The sequence below is a fragment of the Burkholderia sp. Tr-20355 genome (assembly GCF_017104685.1).
Taxonomy (GTDB): domain Bacteria; phylum Pseudomonadota; class Gammaproteobacteria; order Burkholderiales; family Burkholderiaceae; genus Burkholderia; species Burkholderia seminalis.
This window is the reverse complement of the sequence record NZ_JAAGPK010000028.1, coordinates 35,119-51,424: the sequence shown is the minus strand read 5'-3', so window position 1 is coordinate 51,424 and position 16,306 is coordinate 35,119. Positions and strand designations below refer to the sequence as shown.

The following is a 16,306-nucleotide window of genomic DNA, read 5'->3' as shown; positions in this document are numbered from 1 at the left end:
TCTCCCTCCCGGTTTCGCCCGTCCACGGCCCGTCCCATGCGTATCGACCGGCGCCTCCTGCAGCTCGCGTTCGGCGGGCTGTTCTGGCGCACCTTCCTGCTGATCGCGCTGCTGATCTCGGTCAGTCTCGCCGCGTGGTTCCAGAGCTTTCGCGTGATCGAGCGCGAGCCGCGCGCGCAGCGCGTCGCGCTGCAGCTCGTCGCGGTCGTCAAGCTCACGCGCACCGCCCTGCTCTATTCCGATCCCGATCTGCGGCGCGCGCTGCTGCAGGATCTAGAGAGCAACGAGGGCGTGCGCGTCTACCCGCGCGAAAAGACCGACAAGTTCAAGCTGCAGCCCGACGAATCGCTGAACCGCCTGATCGAACACGACATCCGCAGCCGCCTCGGCGACGATACCGTGATCGCGCAGTCGGTCAACGACATTCCCGGCGTGTGGATCAGCTTCAAGATCGACGACGACGATTACTGGGTCGCGCTCGACCGCGACCAGCTCGACAACGTCACGGGCCTGCAATGGGCCGGCTGGGGGCTGTTCGCGCTCGCGCTGTCGCTGTTCGGCTCCGCGTTCATCACCAGCCTCGTGAACCGGCCGTTCTCGCGGCTCGCGCTCGCCGCGCGCCAGGTCGGTTCGGGCCAGGCGCCCGAACCGCTGCCCGAGCGCGGGATGGGCGTCGCGGCCGACACCAACCGCAGCTTCAACCAGATGGTGCGCGACCTCGAACAGCTCGAGGCCGACCGTGCGCTGATGCTCGCGGGTATCTCGCACGACCTGCGCACGCCGCTCGCGCGGCTGCGGCTCGAAACCGAGATGAGCCCGTCCGACCAGGCGACCAAGGACGCGATGGTCGACGACATCGAGCAGATGGACCGCATCATCGCGGCCTTCATCGACTACGCGCGCCCGTCGCAGCGCAAGCCCGAGCCGGTCGACCTGTCGTCGATCGCGCAGGAAGTCGCCGCGCGCGTCTCGGGCGAGGACGGCGTCGAGATCCGCACGCGGCTCGCGCCGAGCGCGATCATCGAAGCGGACGAGACCGACATGCGCCGCGTGATCGGCAACCTCGTCGAGAATGCGCGCAAGTATGGCCAGAGCAAGCAGGACGGCGTCTCGCGCATCACGGTCGAGACCCGCGTGTCGCATGCGCGCGTCGAGCTGTCGGTGAGCGACGAAGGCCCCGGCATCCCCGAGGATCAGCTGCCGCTCGTGATGCGCCCGTTCTACCGCGTCGACACCGCACGCACCAAGGCGGACGGCACGGGCCTCGGGATGGCGATCGTGCTGCGGCTCGTCGGCCGCTATCGCGGCGCGCTGCGCCTGCGCAACCGGAACCCCGACGCGGGCCTCGAAGTCACGCTCGAATTCCCCGGCGCCGGCAAGGCGCGTGCGACCGCGTGACACGCTCGCGCCTGCCTCCCGCGCGCCACACTATCGATCCGGTTGAAAAAAGCTATGAGGATCGTTAGTCAAAATCTATTGAAGTGTTTTACTAATAGTGTTATAGTTTGCCTCATGCTGTCACATCATCGTTGCAGCACCGAGGTAGCTTGACTCAGTCTTCTTCCCCATTCACACAGGAGTATCCGCATGAAAACCGTGGGCGATAAACTCGAAGCTTTCACCGTCGTAGCCGCGAAGCCGGGCTTCAACCATCACGAGGAAAACGGCCAGTCGGCGTTCGAGACCGTCACCGAAGCGTCGTTCCCGGGCAAGTGGAAGATCATCTACTTCTATCCGAAGGATTTCACGTTCGTGTGCCCGACGGAAATCGTCGAGTTCGCGAAGCTGACGAAGCAGTTCGAAGAGCGCGATGCCGTCCTGCTCGGCGGCAGCTCGGACAACGAATTCGTCAAGCTCGCATGGCGCCGTGAGCACAAGGACCTCGACAAGCTGAACCACTACTCGTTCGGCGACGTCAAGGGCGAGCTGATCGACCAGCTCGGCGTGCGCGACAAGGAAGCCGGCGTGGCCCTGCGTGCAACGTTCATCGTCGATCCGGACAACACGATCCAGCACGTTTCGGTGAACAACCTGAACGTCGGCCGCAGCCCGGAAGAAGTCCTGCGCATTCTGGACGGCCTGCAGACGGACGAACTGTGCCCGTGCAACCGTGCAGTCGGCGGCGCAACGCTGTAAGCGCATCGATGCACGAAGCCCGCGGCGCACGTCCTGCCTGCGGGCTTTTTTAACGGCCAACCCATAGGAGATATCAATGGAATTCATCGACTCGATTAAGGCACGTATCCCCGATTACGCGAAGGACATTCGCCTGAACCTCGACGGCACGATCTCGCGCTCGTCGCTCGAAGGCACCGACGCGGTGGGCGTCGCGCTGGCGGCGGCCATCGCGGCGAAGAGCACCGTGCTCATCAAGACGATCCGCGAAGCCGGCGTCCTGTCGCCCGAAGAGACGAACGCCGTGCTGACGGCGGCCGCGCTGATGGGGATGAACAACACCTGGTATCCGTATGTCGAGATGGCCGACGACGCCGACCTGAAGACGCAGCGCGCCGAGCTGCGGATGGGCGCGTATGCGACGCACGGGGGTGTCGACAAGCGCAAGTTCGAGATGTACGCGCTCGCCGCGTCGATCGTCGGCAAGTGCCACTTCTGCGTGAAGTCGCACTATGCGCTGCTGAAGAACGAGCAAGGCATGACCGTCACGCAGCTGCGCGACGTCGGCCGCATCGCGTCGGTGATCAACGCCGCCGCGCAGGTGATCGCCGCCGAAGGCGAATAAGCGGTCGCGTGCCGTGCGGCAGCCATGCCGCGTGGCGCCCGCTTCAAACGACGATGCCACGCCGACGCGTGGCATTTTTCATTGCACCGGCAGCCGTCAGCCGCCCTGCTTCACCAGCAGCGCGGCGGCCTGCGCCTCGATGCCTTCGCCGCGGCCGAGATAACCGAGCTTCTCGTTGGTCTTCGCCTTCACGTTCACGCGATCGAGCGGCAGCCCGAGATCGGCCGCGATGTTCGCGCGCATCCCGTCGATATGCGGCGCGAGCTTCGGCGCCTGCGCGATCACGGTGCTGTCGACGTTCTGGATCGTGAAACCCGCCGCCTTCACGCGCTCGGCGCACGCACGCAGCAGCACGCGGCTGTCCGCGCCCTTGAACGCCGCGTCCGTGTCGGAGAAATGACGGCCGATGTCGCCGAGCGCCGCCGCGCCGAACAGCGCGTCGGTGATCGCGTGCAGCAGCACGTCCGCGTCCGAGTGGCCGAGCAGGCCGCGCTCGTACGGAATCGTCACGCCACCGATGATGAGGGGGCGTCCTTCGACGAGCTGGTGCACGTCGTAGCCTTGTCCGATTCTGAAATCCATGCGTGTTCCGATTGAGAGGGGGTGAATGTCAGGAAGCGTTCGCGGCACGCGCGAGGATCGCTTCCGCGAGCGCGAAATCTTCCGGGTACGTGACCTTGAAATTGCGCAGGCTGCCCTGGACGACGCGCGGCGTGTGGCCCGCCCATTCGATCGCGCTGGCCTCGTCGGTCAGGTCGTGCCCTTCGCGCTGCGCGCGCAGGATCGCCTCGCGCAGCATGCCGATGCGGAACATCTGCGGCGTCTGCGCCTGCCACAGCGCGTCGCGCGATTCCGTGCGCGCGATCGCGTCGCCGCCGGCTGGCACGCGCTTGAGCGTATCGGCCACCGGCAGCGCGACGATGCCGCCGACGGGGTCGTCCTTCAGCGTCGCGACGAGCGTGCGGATCAGCGCCGGCGTGATGCCCGGGCGCGCCGCGTCGTGCACGAGCACCCAGTCCTGGTCGGTCGCGCCGAATTCGGCCAGTTCGAGCAGCCCGTTCAGCACCGACGCCTGCCGCGAGCCGCCGCCGCAGCGGCGCACCGCGAAACGCAGGCCCGCGAAGCGGCGCGCGTCGAAATGGGAATCGTCGGGCGCGAGCACGACGAGCGTCTGCGCGAACTCGCTGCACGCGTCGAACGCGGCGAGCGTGTAGTGCAGCAGCGCGCGGCCGGCCAGCGTGCGGTATTGCTTCGGCACGGCCGAGCCGGAACGGCTGCCCGTGCCGGCACAGGGAATCAGGGCGAAAAGTCGGGGAGTCACGAAGGGAAACGCCGGAAAGATGAAATCGAGAAGCGGATTTTATAATAGGTCTTTCGTCTCGACCGGCGCACCGCGATGCGCCCGTGCACGCCACCCCTGTCGTCCCTATGCCAGATAACGCTTCCAACCCGTCAGCCTCCCCCGTTGCCCGCGTCAAGCCCGGCCAGCGCTTCGCCTTCGACGGCGCGCACGGCTCCGCCGACGCGCTCGCCATCGCCCGTTATCTCGCCGACAACCGTCAGGACGTGCCGCTCCTCGCGGTGATCTGCGCGAATGCGGTCGACGCGCAGCGGCTGTCGCAGGAAATCCGCTATTTCTCGCCCGACGCGCGCGTGCGCCTGCTCCCGGACTGGGAAACGCTGCCGTACGACACCTTTTCGCCGCACCAGGACCTCGTGTCCGAGCGGCTCGCGACGCTGCACGACCTCGGCGAGGGCCGCTGCGACATCCTGCTCGTGCCCGCGACCACCGCGCTGTACCGGATGCCGCCCGCGTCGTTCATGGCCGCGTACACGTTCGCGTTCGCGCAGGGCGAGCGGCTCGACGAGGCGAAGCTGAAGGCACAGTTGACGCTGGCCGGCTACGAGCACGTGAGCCAGGTCGTGCGGCCCGGCGAATACTGCGTGCGCGGCTCGCTGATCGACCTGTACCCGATGGGCTCGCCGCTGCCGTACCGGATCGACCTGTTCGACGACCAGGTCGACTCGATCCGCGCGTTCGACCCCGACACGCAGCGCAGCCTCTACCCGGTGCGCGACGTGCGCCTGCTGCCCGGCCGCGAGTTTCCGTTCGACGAAGCCGCGCGCACGGCCTTCCGCAGCCGCTGGCGCGAAACCTTCGAAGGCGACCCGAGCCGCGCGCCGATCTACAAGGACATCGGCAACGGCGTGCCGTCGGCCGGCATCGAGTACTACCTGCCGCTGTTCTTCGACGAAACCGCCACGCTGTTCCACTACCTGCCGCCGGACGCGCACCTCGTGTTCACCGGCGATCTCGAGGCGTCGATCCGCCGCTTCACCGCCGACACGAAGCAGCGCCATGCGTTCCTCTCGCACGATCGCGAGCGGCCGATCCTCGAGCCGCAGCGGCTGTTCCTGTCCGACGAGGATTTCTTCGCGTTCGCGAAGCCGTTCGCGCGCGTCGTGCTGCCCGCGCAGCCGGCCGGCGGCTGGGCGACCGCACTGCCCGAGCTGACCGTCGACCGCCATGCGGACGACCCGCTCGCGTCGCTGCGCACCTTCGTCGAAACGTCCGGCAAGCGCGTGCTGCTGACCGTCGAATCGGCCGGCCGCCGCGAGACGATCCTGCAACTGCTCGCCGAGCATCACCTGCGCCCCGCGTCGAACGACCACTTCGCGGGCTGGCTCGCGAGCGACGAACGTTTCGCGCTCGGCGTCGCGCCGCTCGCGAACGGCTTCGCGGTGCCGGGCGAAGGCTACGCGGTCGTCACCGAAACCGAGCTGTACGGCGCGCTCGGCCGCCGCGCGGGCCGCCGCCGGCAGGAACAGGCGAGCAACGTCGACGCGATGGTGCGCGACCTGTCGGAGCTGAAGGTGGGCGATCCGGTCGTGCACTCGCAGCACGGCATCGGCCGCTACCTGGGCCTCGTCTCGATGGATCTCGGCGAAGGCGAGACCGAATTCCTGCATCTCGAATACTCGGGCGAAAGCAAGCTCTACGTGCCCGTCGCGCAATTGCACGTGATCTCGCGCTACAGCGGCGCCGACCCCGACAGCGCGCCGTTGCACGCGCTCGGCTCCGGCCAGTGGGAACGCGCGAAGCGCAAGGCCGCGCAGCAGATCCGCGATACGGCCGCCGAGCTGCTGAACCTGTACGCGCGTCGCGCGGCCCGCGAAGGCCACGCGTTCACGCTCGACCCGCGCGACTACGTGAAATTCGCGGAAAGCTTCGGCTTCGAGGAAACGCCCGACCAGGCCGCGGCGATCGCGGCCGTGATCGGCGACATGACGAGCGGCAAGCCGATGGACCGCCTCGTGTGCGGCGACGTCGGCTTCGGCAAGACCGAGGTCGCGCTGCGCGCCGCGTTCATCGCGGTGCTGGGCGGCAAGCAGGTCGCGCTGCTGTCGCCGACCACGCTGCTCGCCGAGCAGCACACGCAGACCTTCGCCGACCGCTTCGCGGACTGGCCGGTGCGGATCGTCGAGCTGTCGCGCTTCAAGACCACGAAGGAAGTGAACGCGGCGATCGCGCAGATCAACGAAGGCAGCGTCGACATCGTGATCGGCACGCACAAGCTGCTGTCGTCGGACGTGCAGTTCAAGCGCCTCGGCCTCGTGATCATCGACGAGGAACACCGCTTCGGCGTGCGCCAGAAGGAAGCGCTGAAGGCGCTGCGCGCGGAAGTCGACGTGCTGACGCTCACCGCGACGCCGATCCCGCGCACGCTCGGGATGGCGCTCGAAGGGCTGCGCGATTTCTCGGTCATCGCGACCGCGCCGCAAAAGCGGCTCGCGATCAAGACCTTCGTGCGCCGCGAGGAGGAAAGCGTGATCCGCGAGGCAATGCTGCGCGAGCTGAAGCGCGGCGGCCAGGTGTACTTCCTGCACAACGAAGTCGAGACGATCGAGAACCGCAAGGCGATGCTCGAGGCGCTCGTGCCCGAGGCGCGGATCGTGATCGCGCACGGCCAGATGCACGAGCGCGAGCTCGAACGCGTGATGCGCGATTTCGTCGCGCAGCGCGCGAACGTGCTGCTGTGCACGACCATCATCGAGACCGGCATCGACGTGCCGAGCGCAAACACGATCATCATGCACCGCGCGGACAAGTTCGGCCTCGCGCAGCTGCACCAGCTGCGCGGCCGCGTCGGCCGCTCGCATCACCAGGCCTATGCGTACCTGCTGGTCCACGATCCGCAGTCGCTGACCAAGCAGGCGCAGCGCCGGCTCGAGGCGATCCAGCAGATGGAGGAACTCGGCTCGGGTTTCTATCTCGCGATGCACGACCTCGAGATCCGCGGCACCGGCGAGGTGCTCGGCGACAAGCAGTCGGGCGAGATCCACGAGATCGGCTTCCAGCTCTACACGGACATGCTGAACGACGCGGTGAAGGCGCTGAAGAACGGCAAGGAGCCCGACCTCACCGCCCCGCTCGCCGCGACGACGGAAATCAACCTGCATGCGCCCGCGATCCTGCCGGCCGACTACTGCGCGGACGTGCAGGAGCGGCTGTCGCTGTACAAGCGGCTCGCGAACTGCGAGCACGGCGACGCGATCGACGGCATCCAGGAGGAGTTGATCGACCGCTTCGGCAAGCTGCCGCCGCAGGCGCACGCGCTCGTCGAGACGCATCGGCTGCGGATCGCCGCGAAGCCGCTCGGCATCGTGAAGATCGACGCGAGCGAGGCCGCGATCGGGCTGCAGTTCGAGCCGAATCCGCCGATCGATCCGATGCGGATCATCGAGATGGTGCAGAAGCACCGGCACATCAAGCTCGCGGGCCAGGACAAGCTGCGCATCGAGACGCGCTCGCCCGATCTCGCGATCCGCGTGTCGACGATCAAGGAAACGCTGCGCGCGCTCGGCCCGAAACAGGGCGCGGCCGCCGCGGCGCGCTGACGCGATACCGGCGGGCGCGACGTTGCTGCACCGCATCGCGCCCGACGAAGGCGGGCCGGCGCGTTTTTGAGTATGATTTTCCCATTCATCAGACGGAGTTTTGCCATGTCCACTCTCGACGCGACGGCGCCTTCCGCCGCAACCCGGGGCGACGAATCGCTCGTCAGCCTGCCCTGGGTCAAGCAACTGGTGTCGATGGACACGACGAGCCGCGTGCCGAACCTCGGCCTGATCGAGACGGTACGCGACGCACTCGCCGCGAAGGGCATCGCTTCGACGATCACGCACGATCCGCGCGAAGGCTGGGCGAACCTGTTTGCCACCGTGCCCGCGCACGACGGCGCGACGAACGGCGGCATCGTGCTGTCGGGGCATACCGACGTCGTGCCGGTCGACGGCCAGCAATGGGACAGCAACCCGTTCGCGCCGGAGATCCGCGACGGCCGCCTGTACGGCCGCGGTACCTGCGACATGAAGGGCTTCATCGGCGCGGCGCTCGCGCTGCTGCCCGAGATGCAGGCGACGAAGCTCGCGAAGCCGATCCATTTCGCGCTGTCCTACGATGAGGAAATCGGCTGCGCAGGCGCGCCGCTGATGATCGCCGACCTCGTGAAGCGCGGCGTGCAGCCGTCGGGCTGCATCGTCGGCGAGCCGACCAGCATGCGGCCGATCATCGCGCACAAGGGCATCAACGCGTACCGCTGCTGCGTGCGCGGCCACGCGGCCCATTCGTCGCTGACGCCGAAGGGGCTCAACGCGATCGAATATGCGGCACGCCTGATCTGCCATATCCGCGACATCGCCGACCGCTTCCGTGCCGAAGGCCCGTTCGACGAACTGTACGACGTGCCGTTCACGACCGCGCAGACGAGTACGATCCAGGGCGGCAACGCGATCAACACGGTGCCGGCCGAGTGCCGCTTCGATTTCGAATTCCGCAACCTGCCCACGCTCGACCCCGAGCAGATCTTCACGCGCATCGAGGCGTATGCGCAGGAAACGCTGCTGCCGCAGATGCTGCGCGAGCATCCGAACGCCGCGATCGAGTTCTCGAAGATCGCCGCGGCGCCCGGCCTCGATGCAACCGAACAGGCCGCGATCACGCAGCTCGTGCGCGCGCTGACGGCCGACCAGGACAAGCGCAAGGTCGCGTACGGCACCGAGGCCGGCCTGTTCGAGCGCGCGGGCATCCCGAGCGTCGTGTGCGGGCCCGGCAACATCGAGCAGGCGCACAAGCCGAACGAGTATGTCGAGCTCGCGCAGCTCGCCGGCTGCGAGCAGTTCCTGCGCAAGTTCATCCGCAGCATGTCGGTCGACGCGCACTGACTGCCTCCCGCCACGCCGGCCCGCGTGTGCGGGCCGGCCCACTCCGCCACCGCCACGTCATGCCGACCGAACAACAGGGCACCGCCCATACGACGATCGACGGCGAGCCGATTCCGACGCTCGACGAAATCGCCGCGCAGCATTTCGCTTTGTCGCCGTGGGTCGCGCGCACGCCCGTGTTCGAGCGCGCCGACCTGCCGTCCCTCGAGGGCACGCACGTCAACTTCAAGTTCGAGCTGCTGCAGGCGAGCGGCAGCTTCAAGGCGCGCGGCGCGTTCACGCACCTGCTCTCGCTGGACGAGGCGCGCAAGAACGCGGGCGTCACCTGCGTGTCGGCCGGCAATCACGCGGCGGCCGTCGCGTATGCGGCCATGCGGCTCGGCAGCAGCGCGAAGGTCGTGATGTTCCACACCGCGAGCCCGTCGCGCATCGCGCAATGCAAGCAGTACCGCGCGGAAGTCGTGCTCGCGGGCAGCGCGTCGCAGGCCTTCGATCTCGTGCGCCGCATCGAGGCCGAGGAAGGCCGCTTCTTCATCCATCCGTTCAACGGCTATCACACGATCCTCGGCACCGCGACGCTCGGCTACGAATGGGCGACGCAGACGCCCGACCTCGACGCGGTGATCGTGCCGATCGGCGGCGGCGGGCTCGCGGCCGGCATGGCGACCGCGCTGCGGCTCGCGAACCCGCGCGTGCACGTGTACGGCGTCGAGCCGGAAGGCGCCGACGCGATGAGCCGCAGTTTCGCGGCGAATCACACGATCAAGATGAGCGCGATGCAGACCATCGCCGATTCGCTGATGGCGCCGCATACCGAGGAATACAGCTACCAGCTGTGCCGGCGCCACGTCGACCGCATCGTCACCGTGTCCGACGACGCGCTGCGCGCCGCGATGCTGTTCCTGTTCTCGCACCTGAAGCTGTCGGTCGAACCGGCCTGCGCGGCCGCGCTCGCCGCGCTGCTCGGCCCGCTGCGCGAAACGCTGCAGGGCAAGCGCGTCGGCGTGCTGCTGTCGGGCACGAATACCGATCCCGCCACGCTCGGCATGCACCTCGCGCACGCGAAACTGCAGCACTGACCCCACATCGGGCACCGACGAACCACCCTAGGGTTATCCCCAGATTATGTTGACAGCCCTGTTGATAACCCGCCGGACACGCACGCAAGTGGTTGAGCGCGCAGCGTTTTGCGCGCGCGAAGGTCGATCGTCACGAAATGGGCAGACACGGACGCTGGTCGCATGCGCGGCGGCGCTCACGCTGCTCGCCGGTTGCGCGACGGCGCCGTCGCCCGTCGCGCAACCGGTGTCCTGCAGGCAACCGGGCGAAAGCCGGATGCTGCAGGCCGACCTGCTGTTCGGGCGCGACGTCACGGGGCGCGGTCCCGTCACCGATGCGGAACGCGCGACGTTTCTCGCCGACACGGTCACGCCGCGCTTCCCCGACGGCCTCACCTACTGGGACACGCACGGCCAGTGGCGCGACCGCGCGACCGGCGGCGTCACGCGTGAAGACAGCTTCGTGATCCGTATCATCGCCGACGATACACCCGACACGCGCACACGGCTCGCGGCGATCCGGCTGGCGTACATGCAGCGATTTCACCAGCAATCGGTCGGCGTGACGATCGTGCCGGCCTGCGTATCGTTCTGATTCACCTTCTCCTGCTGCTCGCGACTCGCACAAGAAAAACGGGCGCCCGAAGGCGCCCGTCGCATGTCTGAAGCACCGCGTATCGCTTACTTGTTCTCGAACATGTCCATGATCTGCTGCTTCTCCTGCGGCGTGACGGGCGGCGGTGCCAGACCGGCCGCGCCGGCCGAACCGAGCGCGTCGTTCGCGCTGATCGCGTTCTCGGCCGGGTTGATGTCGACGTTCGCGACGAAGCCGTTGCCCGGCGTGCGATCGGCGTAGTACAGCTCGCCGTCGATCGTGGTCAGGCCGTCCGGCATCGGCATCTGCTGCTCGGGCACGCCGTTCAGCGCGGTGCGCATGTAGTTCACCCAGATCGGCAACGCGAGCTGCGCGCCGAATTCGCGGCTGCCGAGGCTCTTCGGCTGGTCGAAACCCATCCATGCGACCGCGACGAGCGACTGCTGGTAGCCGGCGAACCAGCCGTCCTTCGCGTCGTTCGTCGTACCCGTCTTGCCCTGCAGGTCGCTGCGGCCCAGCACGTTGGTGCCGGCCCCCGTGCCGGCCGTCGCGACCGAGTGCAGCAGGCTGTTCATCACGTACGCGTTGCGGCCTTCGATCGTACGCGGTGCCGTGCCGCCCGCGATCACCGGCTGCGACTTCTGCAGCGGCTGGCCGCGCGCGTCGTCGACTTCGGCGATCAGGTACGGATCGACCTTGTAGCCGCCGTTCGCGAATACCGCGTAGCCGGTCGCGAGCTGCAGCGGCGTGACGAGACCCGCGCCGAGCGCCATCGGCAGGTAAGGCGGCGTCTTCGCCGGATCGAAGCCGAAGCGCTGCGTCACGTACTGCTGCGCATACTGCGTGCCGATCGACGCGAGGATCCGGATCGACACGAGGTTCTTCGAACGCTGCAGGCCGGTGCGCATCGTCATCGGGCCGTCCGGCTGGTCATCGTCCTTCGGCTCCCACGCGGTGCCGCCCGGCACGCTCGGCGGGAAGTACAGCGGCGCGTCGTTGATCATCGTCGCCGGCCCGAGCCCCTTGTCGAGCGACGCCGAGTAGATGAACGGCTTGAACGACGAGCCCGGCTGCCGCCATGCCTGCGTCACGTGGTTGAACTTGCTCTTGTTGAAGTCGAAGCCGCCCACGAGCGAGCGGATCGCGCCGTCCTGCGGCGCAATCGCGACGAGCGCGCCTTCGACCTGCGGCAGCTGCACGACCTGCCAGCCCGTCTTGCCGTCCTTCAGCACGCGCACGACCGAGCCCGGCTTGATGCGCAGCGCGTTGTTCGCGCGCGGGCCGAGCGCGGCCGACACGAAGCGCAGCCCGGCCGGGCCGATCGTGGTGGTCGCGCCGCCGACGAACTGCACCTCGACCGCGTTCGGCGACGCCGACAGCACGACCGCCGATTGCAGGTCGCCGTTGTCCGGATGATCGGCGAGCGCGTCGTCGATCGCCTCGTCGCGGTCGTCGCCGGCCGCGGGCAGGTTGATCGACGCTTCCGGCCCACGGTAGCCGTGGCGGCGCTCGTAGTCGAGAATGCCGCGGCGCACGGCCTGGTACGCGGCTTCCTGGTCGGCCGAGTTGATCGTCGTCGTGACGGTCAGCCCGCGCGTATAGGTTTCGTCCTTGTACTGCTGGTACATCATCTGCCGCACCATCTCGGCGACGTATTCGCCGTGCACCGCATACTGGTTGCCCGGCGTGCGCACGTGGATCTCTTCCTTGATCGCTTCGTCGTACTGCGGCTGCGTGATGTAGCCGACCTCGAGCATGCGCTTCAGGATGTACTCCTGGCGCACCTTCGCGCGCTTCGGATTGACGACCGGGTTGTACGCGGACGGCGCCTTCGGCAGCCCCGCGAGCATCGCCGCCTCGGCAAGGGTGATGTCCTTCAGGTCCTTGCCGAAGTACACGCGCGCGGCGGCCGCGAAGCCGTATGCGCGCTGGCCGAGATAGATCTGGTTCATGTACAGCTCGAGGATCTGGTCCTTCGTCAGGGCCTTCTCGATCTTGTACGCGAGCAGCATTTCGTAGATCTTGCGCGTGTAGGTCTTCTCGCTCGACAGGAAGAAGTTGCGCGCGACCTGCATCGTGATCGTGCTCGCCCCCTGCCGCGCGCCGCCGTGCATCAGGTCGGCCACGCCCGCCCGCAGGATGCCGACGAAGTCGACGCCGCCGTGTTCGTAGAAGCGGTAGTCCTCGATCGCGAGCACGGCCTTCTTCATCACGTCGGGAATGTCCTGGAAGCGCACGAGGCTGCGGCGCTCCTCGCCGAACTCGCCGATCAGCACGTGATCGGCCGTGAACACGCGCAGCGGCACCTTCGGCTGGTAGTTGGTCAGCGCGTCGAGCGACGGCAGCTGCGGCGCCATCACGACCAGCGCATAGCCGACGATCAGCGCGCCGACGATCGCCAGCGTCGCGAACAGGCCGGCGAACCACAGCGCGACGCGCGAGCCGAACGTGCGGCGCCGCCCGCCGCCGCCGCTGCGCTGCTGCGCGCGGCGGTCGTCACGATCGTCGTCATCGGGGTAATAGGCCCCGGACGGCGAACGGCGCAGCGTGTAGTGGGGTTCGTTCCTGTCGGAAGAAGAAGGCGGTCGTTTGATAATTGGCATGTCGGAATGGCGGGCGGTCGTGGCGCCCTCGAACGCATGCGGAAATGCAAGCGGATGAATCAGAGTGGGTGCATCGAGATGCGGCTGTCACGTCGACAGACCCCGCCGCGCGGCGATCCGTTCCCGCGACGTGACAGCGCATTTTAATGAAATCGACCGGGCGCCTTCGCGATTTTTTGTAAAAATTCCCGCAATGCCGTGATTTGCGGAACGTATTGTCGGCCTCCTCGGCCTATGATGGACACGCAATGGGGCGTGTCGCCGGCTTTTTCTTTCAACCGCGAAAGGTTTGGCATCCTGATGCGCACGCCGCTTGAACTCACGCGTTTAAGCCGTATTTAAGTGAACCGGTGGTGTAATATCCGCCGGCTCACGCGGGTCGGAACCGGCCCGCGGCGGGCACGGCCGCGAATGCGCGGCGCCTTTAACCACGGAGGATTTCATGTCGCTTTTCGACTCTATTTCGCGCACGATCAAAGGCCTGCTGAACGATGCGGCCGATTCGGTACAGGATCCGTCGCGCGACGCACGGCAGATCGTGCGGGAGCTCGACGACAGCATCGGCCGCGCCGAGAACTCGCTGATCGAGATCGAGGCACAGGTCGCGACCCAGCGCAGCAAGCGCGATGCGGCCGACGACAAGGTGAAGAAGTACGAGGACGGCGCAAAACGTGCGCTGCAGTCCGGCGACGAAGCGCTCGCCCGCGAGGCCCTCGCCGCGCAGTCGAACGCGGAAGCCGAGCGCGATGCGCTCGCGGCCGAGCTGACGACGCTCGAGCCGTCGGTCGACAAGCTGAAGGGGCAGATCGCCGACATGCGTCAGCGCCGCAACGACCTGAATGCGCGCTCGAACATCCTGCAGGCCAAGCAGGAAATCGCGCAGGCGAAGGACGTCGCGGCCAGCGCGCTGGGCGGCATCGGCGGCAAGAACCTGTCCGAGGATTTCCAGAAGCTCGAGGACAAGGTCGCGCTGCAGAACGCGCGTTCGGACGCACGCCTGAATTCGGCCGACACGTCGAGCGGCAAGGCGCTCGACGACAAGCTCGCCGCGCTGAACAAGGGCCCGTCGGTCGAGGATCGCCTCGCCGCGCTGAAGAAGCAGCTCGACACGCCCGCGCAGTAACGGCAAACGTGCCGCGCCCCGGCCCGGGTGCGCGGCGCGAACCGATCGTCAGGAGACGGGCGCCTGCGCCCGGTTCGACCATGAAGAAATCTCTCGCCGCACTCGGCCTCTCGCTGATGTTGCTGTCGTCCGCCGCGTTCGCGGTCCCGTCGCTGCAGCAGGTCGAGCAATCGATCGCGCAGCGCAACTGGCAACAAGCCGACGCGCAGCTGTCGCAAGTCATCGACGCCCATCCGAACAACGCGCACGCGCGCTACCTGTATGCGCAGGTGCTGGACCGCGAGGGCCGCGCGTCCGACGCGCTCGCGCAGCTGCAGCGCGCGAAATCGCTCGATCCGCAACTGCGCTTCACCGACGCGTCGCGGTTCGCACAGACGGAGTCGCGCATTCGCGCCGACGCCGCGCGCGTGAGCGGCAACGTGCCGTCGGCCACGCAGGCCGGCACGCTGCAGCCGGGGCTCGCCCCGGCCGTCGCGCCGGCCGAAAAACACGGTCCGTCGACCGGCATGTGGATCGGCCTCGGGCTGATCGTCGCCGTGATCGCGCTGGTGCTGCGCTGGACGCTGCGGCGCGCACGCACCGCCGACAACGGCCGCGCCGACGACGAACGCCGCACGCAGCTCAAGCGCGCGACCGACGTGCTGAACGACATCCGTCCGCTGAAACTCGACGCGAAGCTGTCGACGGCGCCCGGCGCCGCGGCGCTCACGGGCGAACTCGAAACGATCGAGGCCGACGCGCGCACGCTCGTCGAGACGCTGTCGAACGGCAAGAATCCGGTGCCGCCGTATCGCGTCGATGAACTCGAGCAACGCCATGCGAGCGTGAAGGCCCGCGTCGAAGGCCGGCCCGACCCGGCCGCGCAACCCGCGGCACCGGCGAACGGCAGCGGCTCCGTGTACGCGCAGGAAGCCGATCGCATGACGGGCGCGCAGGGCCAGCCGTATCAGCAGCCCTACCCGCCGCAACAGCCGTATCCGCAACAGCAGCCGCCCGTCGTGATCCAGCAAGGCGGCGGCGGTTTCGGCGGCGGGATGGGCGGGCTGCTGACCGGCGTGCTGCTCGGCGAGGCGATGTCGGGCGGCCGCGAGCGCGTCGTCGAACGCGACGTGATCGTCGACGGCGAGCGCCGCCGGCAGGAAGCCGACCCGGGCTTCGACCTCGGCCGCGGCGACGATTCGAACTGGAGCGACGGCAGCGGTAGCGGCGGCGGCATGGACCTCGGCAGCAACGACGACGGCTGGACCGACGACAACACCTGAGCCACCCACGCACCGGGCGCCGGCGCGCATGCCGGCGCTCCGTCACGCACGCCATGCTCCGCTGCACGGCCGGCCGCGCCCACGCGCGGATTTGTCAATCATTTCAAGATGGACTACCGGCAATGGGGAGCGTTCGTTATCATGCGGCCATCGGCGTGCCACCGACCCTCATTCGACGCAAAGCAATCCTGCGCGTCGCGGCACGCCTCCCCTCGCCCCAACCAGGAGAAAGCCGCTCATGAGCATCATCAAGGAATTCAAGGAGTTCGCCGTCAAGGGCAACGTGATGGATCTCGCCGTCGGCGTGATCATCGGCGGCGCATTCTCGAAGATCGTCGACTCGGTCGTGAAAGACCTCATCATGCCGGTCATCGGCGTGCTGACCGGCGGTCTGGATTTCTCGAACAAGTTCGTTCTGCTCGGCACCATCCCCCCGACGTTCAAGGGTAATCCCGATTCGTTCAAGGACCTGCAGGCCGCCGGTGTCGCCGCATTCGGTTACGGCTCGTTCATCACCGTGGCGATCAATTTCGTCATCCTCGCGTTCATCATTTTCCTGATGGTGAAATTCATCAACAAGCTGCGCAAGCCGGAAGAAGCCGCGCCGGCCGCGACGCCGGAAGACACCGTGCTGCTGCGCGAGATCCGCGATTCGCTCAAGCAACGCTGAGCGCCGAGCGCTCCGCCCGCCAGGCCCGCC

General features: G+C 67.6%; 13 protein-coding genes. 10 read left to right on the top strand and 3 right to left on the bottom strand.

All coding sequences use genetic code 11. The annotated features are described in order from the left end of the window. The first annotated feature begins 36 nt into the window (after positions 1–36). From G3N62_RS10345 to G3N62_RS10335, 3 genes are all read left to right on the top strand, one after another. Complete coding sequence (locus tag G3N62_RS10345; RefSeq protein WP_034188781.1) at positions 37–1,398, top strand: ATP-binding protein; 1,362 nt, start codon at positions 37–39, stop codon at positions 1,396–1,398. A 189-nt stretch (positions 1,399–1,587) separates the two neighbouring features. Then, a complete protein-coding gene (locus G3N62_RS10340) occupies positions 1,588–2,136 on the top strand; it encodes a peroxiredoxin (protein ID WP_034188782.1) in 549 nt (182 codons plus the stop codon). Between the two features lie 76 nt (positions 2,137–2,212). Then, positions 2,213–2,740 carry a carboxymuconolactone decarboxylase family protein gene (locus G3N62_RS10335; protein ID WP_011352388.1) on the top strand — a complete coding sequence of 176 codons (528 nt, stop codon included), beginning with the start codon at positions 2,213–2,215 and terminating at the stop codon, positions 2,738–2,740. Between the two features lie 96 nt (positions 2,741–2,836). Here the strand turns inward: G3N62_RS10335 and ispF are convergent, their stop codons facing one another. After that, positions 2,837–3,322, bottom strand: coding sequence for a 2-C-methyl-D-erythritol 2,4-cyclodiphosphate synthase (gene ispF / locus G3N62_RS10330; protein ID WP_034188783.1), 486 nt, complete (start codon positions 3,320–3,322; stop codon positions 2,837–2,839). A gap of 28 nt (positions 3,323–3,350) precedes the next feature. Continuing rightward, entirely contained in the window at positions 3,351–4,061 is a 711-nt protein-coding gene (ispD, locus tag G3N62_RS10325) for a 2-C-methyl-D-erythritol 4-phosphate cytidylyltransferase (RefSeq protein WP_059561773.1), read from the bottom strand. Positions 4,062–4,168: 107 nt separating this feature from the next. Between ispD and mfd the strand changes: the two genes are divergently transcribed. The 4 genes from mfd to G3N62_RS10305 all read left to right on the top strand — a co-directional run bounded on the left by mfd (position 4,169) and on the right by G3N62_RS10305 (position 10,618). After that, entirely contained in the window at positions 4,169–7,639 is a 3,471-nt protein-coding gene (gene mfd / locus G3N62_RS10320) for a transcription-repair coupling factor (RefSeq protein WP_124669714.1), read from the top strand. A 105-nt stretch (positions 7,640–7,744) separates the two neighbouring features. Continuing rightward, a complete protein-coding gene (gene argE, locus G3N62_RS10315; RefSeq protein WP_069706297.1) occupies positions 7,745–8,965 on the top strand; it encodes an acetylornithine deacetylase in 1,221 nt (406 codons plus the stop codon). Between the two features lie 59 nt (positions 8,966–9,024). Further along, complete coding sequence (locus tag G3N62_RS10310; RefSeq protein ID WP_034188787.1) at positions 9,025–10,044, top strand: threonine/serine dehydratase; 1,020 nt, start codon at positions 9,025–9,027, stop codon at positions 10,042–10,044. Positions 10,045–10,090: 46 nt separating this feature from the next. After that, positions 10,091–10,618, top strand: coding sequence for a DUF3574 domain-containing protein (locus tag G3N62_RS10305; RefSeq protein ID WP_124669715.1), 528 nt, complete (start codon positions 10,091–10,093; stop codon positions 10,616–10,618). Positions 10,619–10,704: 86 nt separating this feature from the next. Here the strand turns inward: G3N62_RS10305 and G3N62_RS10300 are convergent, their stop codons facing one another. Next, complete coding sequence (locus G3N62_RS10300; protein ID WP_124669716.1) at positions 10,705–13,221, bottom strand: penicillin-binding protein 1A; 2,517 nt, start codon at positions 13,219–13,221, stop codon at positions 10,705–10,707. 442 nt (positions 13,222–13,663) lie between these two features. Here G3N62_RS10300 and G3N62_RS10295 point away from each other — a divergent pair, with 442 nt between their 5' ends. The 3 genes from G3N62_RS10295 to mscL all read left to right on the top strand — a co-directional run bounded on the left by G3N62_RS10295 (position 13,664) and on the right by mscL (position 16,276). Further along, positions 13,664–14,344, top strand: a complete 681-nt coding sequence (locus G3N62_RS10295) for a PspA/IM30 family protein (RefSeq protein WP_034188789.1) — start codon at positions 13,664–13,666, stop codon at positions 14,342–14,344. A gap of 80 nt (positions 14,345–14,424) precedes the next feature. Beyond that, positions 14,425–15,606 carry a tetratricopeptide repeat protein gene (locus G3N62_RS10290; RefSeq protein ID WP_034188790.1) on the top strand — a complete coding sequence of 394 codons (1,182 nt, stop codon included), beginning with the start codon at positions 14,425–14,427 and terminating at the stop codon, positions 15,604–15,606. A 238-nt stretch (positions 15,607–15,844) separates the two neighbouring features. Beyond that, positions 15,845–16,276, top strand: a complete 432-nt coding sequence (gene mscL, locus G3N62_RS10285; protein ID WP_006487991.1) for a large conductance mechanosensitive channel protein MscL — start codon at positions 15,845–15,847, stop codon at positions 16,274–16,276. Positions 16,277–16,306: the final 30 nt, after the last annotated feature.

Excerpts from the sequence above, each read along its gene's own strand:
- G3N62_RS10345 (WP_034188781.1), top strand. The coding sequence starts at position 37 with ATGCGTATCGACCGGCGCCTCCTGCAGCTCGCGTTCGGCGGGCTGTTC.
- G3N62_RS10340 (WP_034188782.1), top strand. The coding sequence starts at position 1,588 with ATGAAAACCGTGGGCGATAAACTCGAAGCTTTCACCGTCGTAGCCGCG.
- G3N62_RS10335 (WP_011352388.1), top strand. The coding sequence starts at position 2,213 with ATGGAATTCATCGACTCGATTAAGGCACGTATCCCCGATTACGCGAAG.
- ispF (WP_034188783.1), bottom strand. The coding sequence starts at position 3,322 with ATGGATTTCAGAATCGGACAAGGCTACGACGTGCACCAGCTCGTCGAA.
- mfd (WP_124669714.1), top strand. The coding sequence starts at position 4,169 with ATGCCAGATAACGCTTCCAACCCGTCAGCCTCCCCCGTTGCCCGCGTC.
- argE (WP_069706297.1), top strand. The coding sequence starts at position 7,745 with ATGTCCACTCTCGACGCGACGGCGCCTTCCGCCGCAACCCGGGGCGAC.
- G3N62_RS10310 (WP_034188787.1), top strand. The coding sequence starts at position 9,025 with ATGCCGACCGAACAACAGGGCACCGCCCATACGACGATCGACGGCGAG.
- G3N62_RS10305 (WP_124669715.1), top strand. The coding sequence starts at position 10,091 with ATGTTGACAGCCCTGTTGATAACCCGCCGGACACGCACGCAAGTGGTT.
- G3N62_RS10300 (WP_124669716.1), bottom strand. The coding sequence starts at position 13,221 with ATGCCAATTATCAAACGACCGCCTTCTTCTTCCGACAGGAACGAACCC.
- G3N62_RS10295 (WP_034188789.1), top strand. The coding sequence starts at position 13,664 with ATGTCGCTTTTCGACTCTATTTCGCGCACGATCAAAGGCCTGCTGAAC.
- G3N62_RS10290 (WP_034188790.1), top strand. The coding sequence starts at position 14,425 with ATGAAGAAATCTCTCGCCGCACTCGGCCTCTCGCTGATGTTGCTGTCG.
- mscL (WP_006487991.1), top strand. The coding sequence starts at position 15,845 with ATGAGCATCATCAAGGAATTCAAGGAGTTCGCCGTCAAGGGCAACGTG.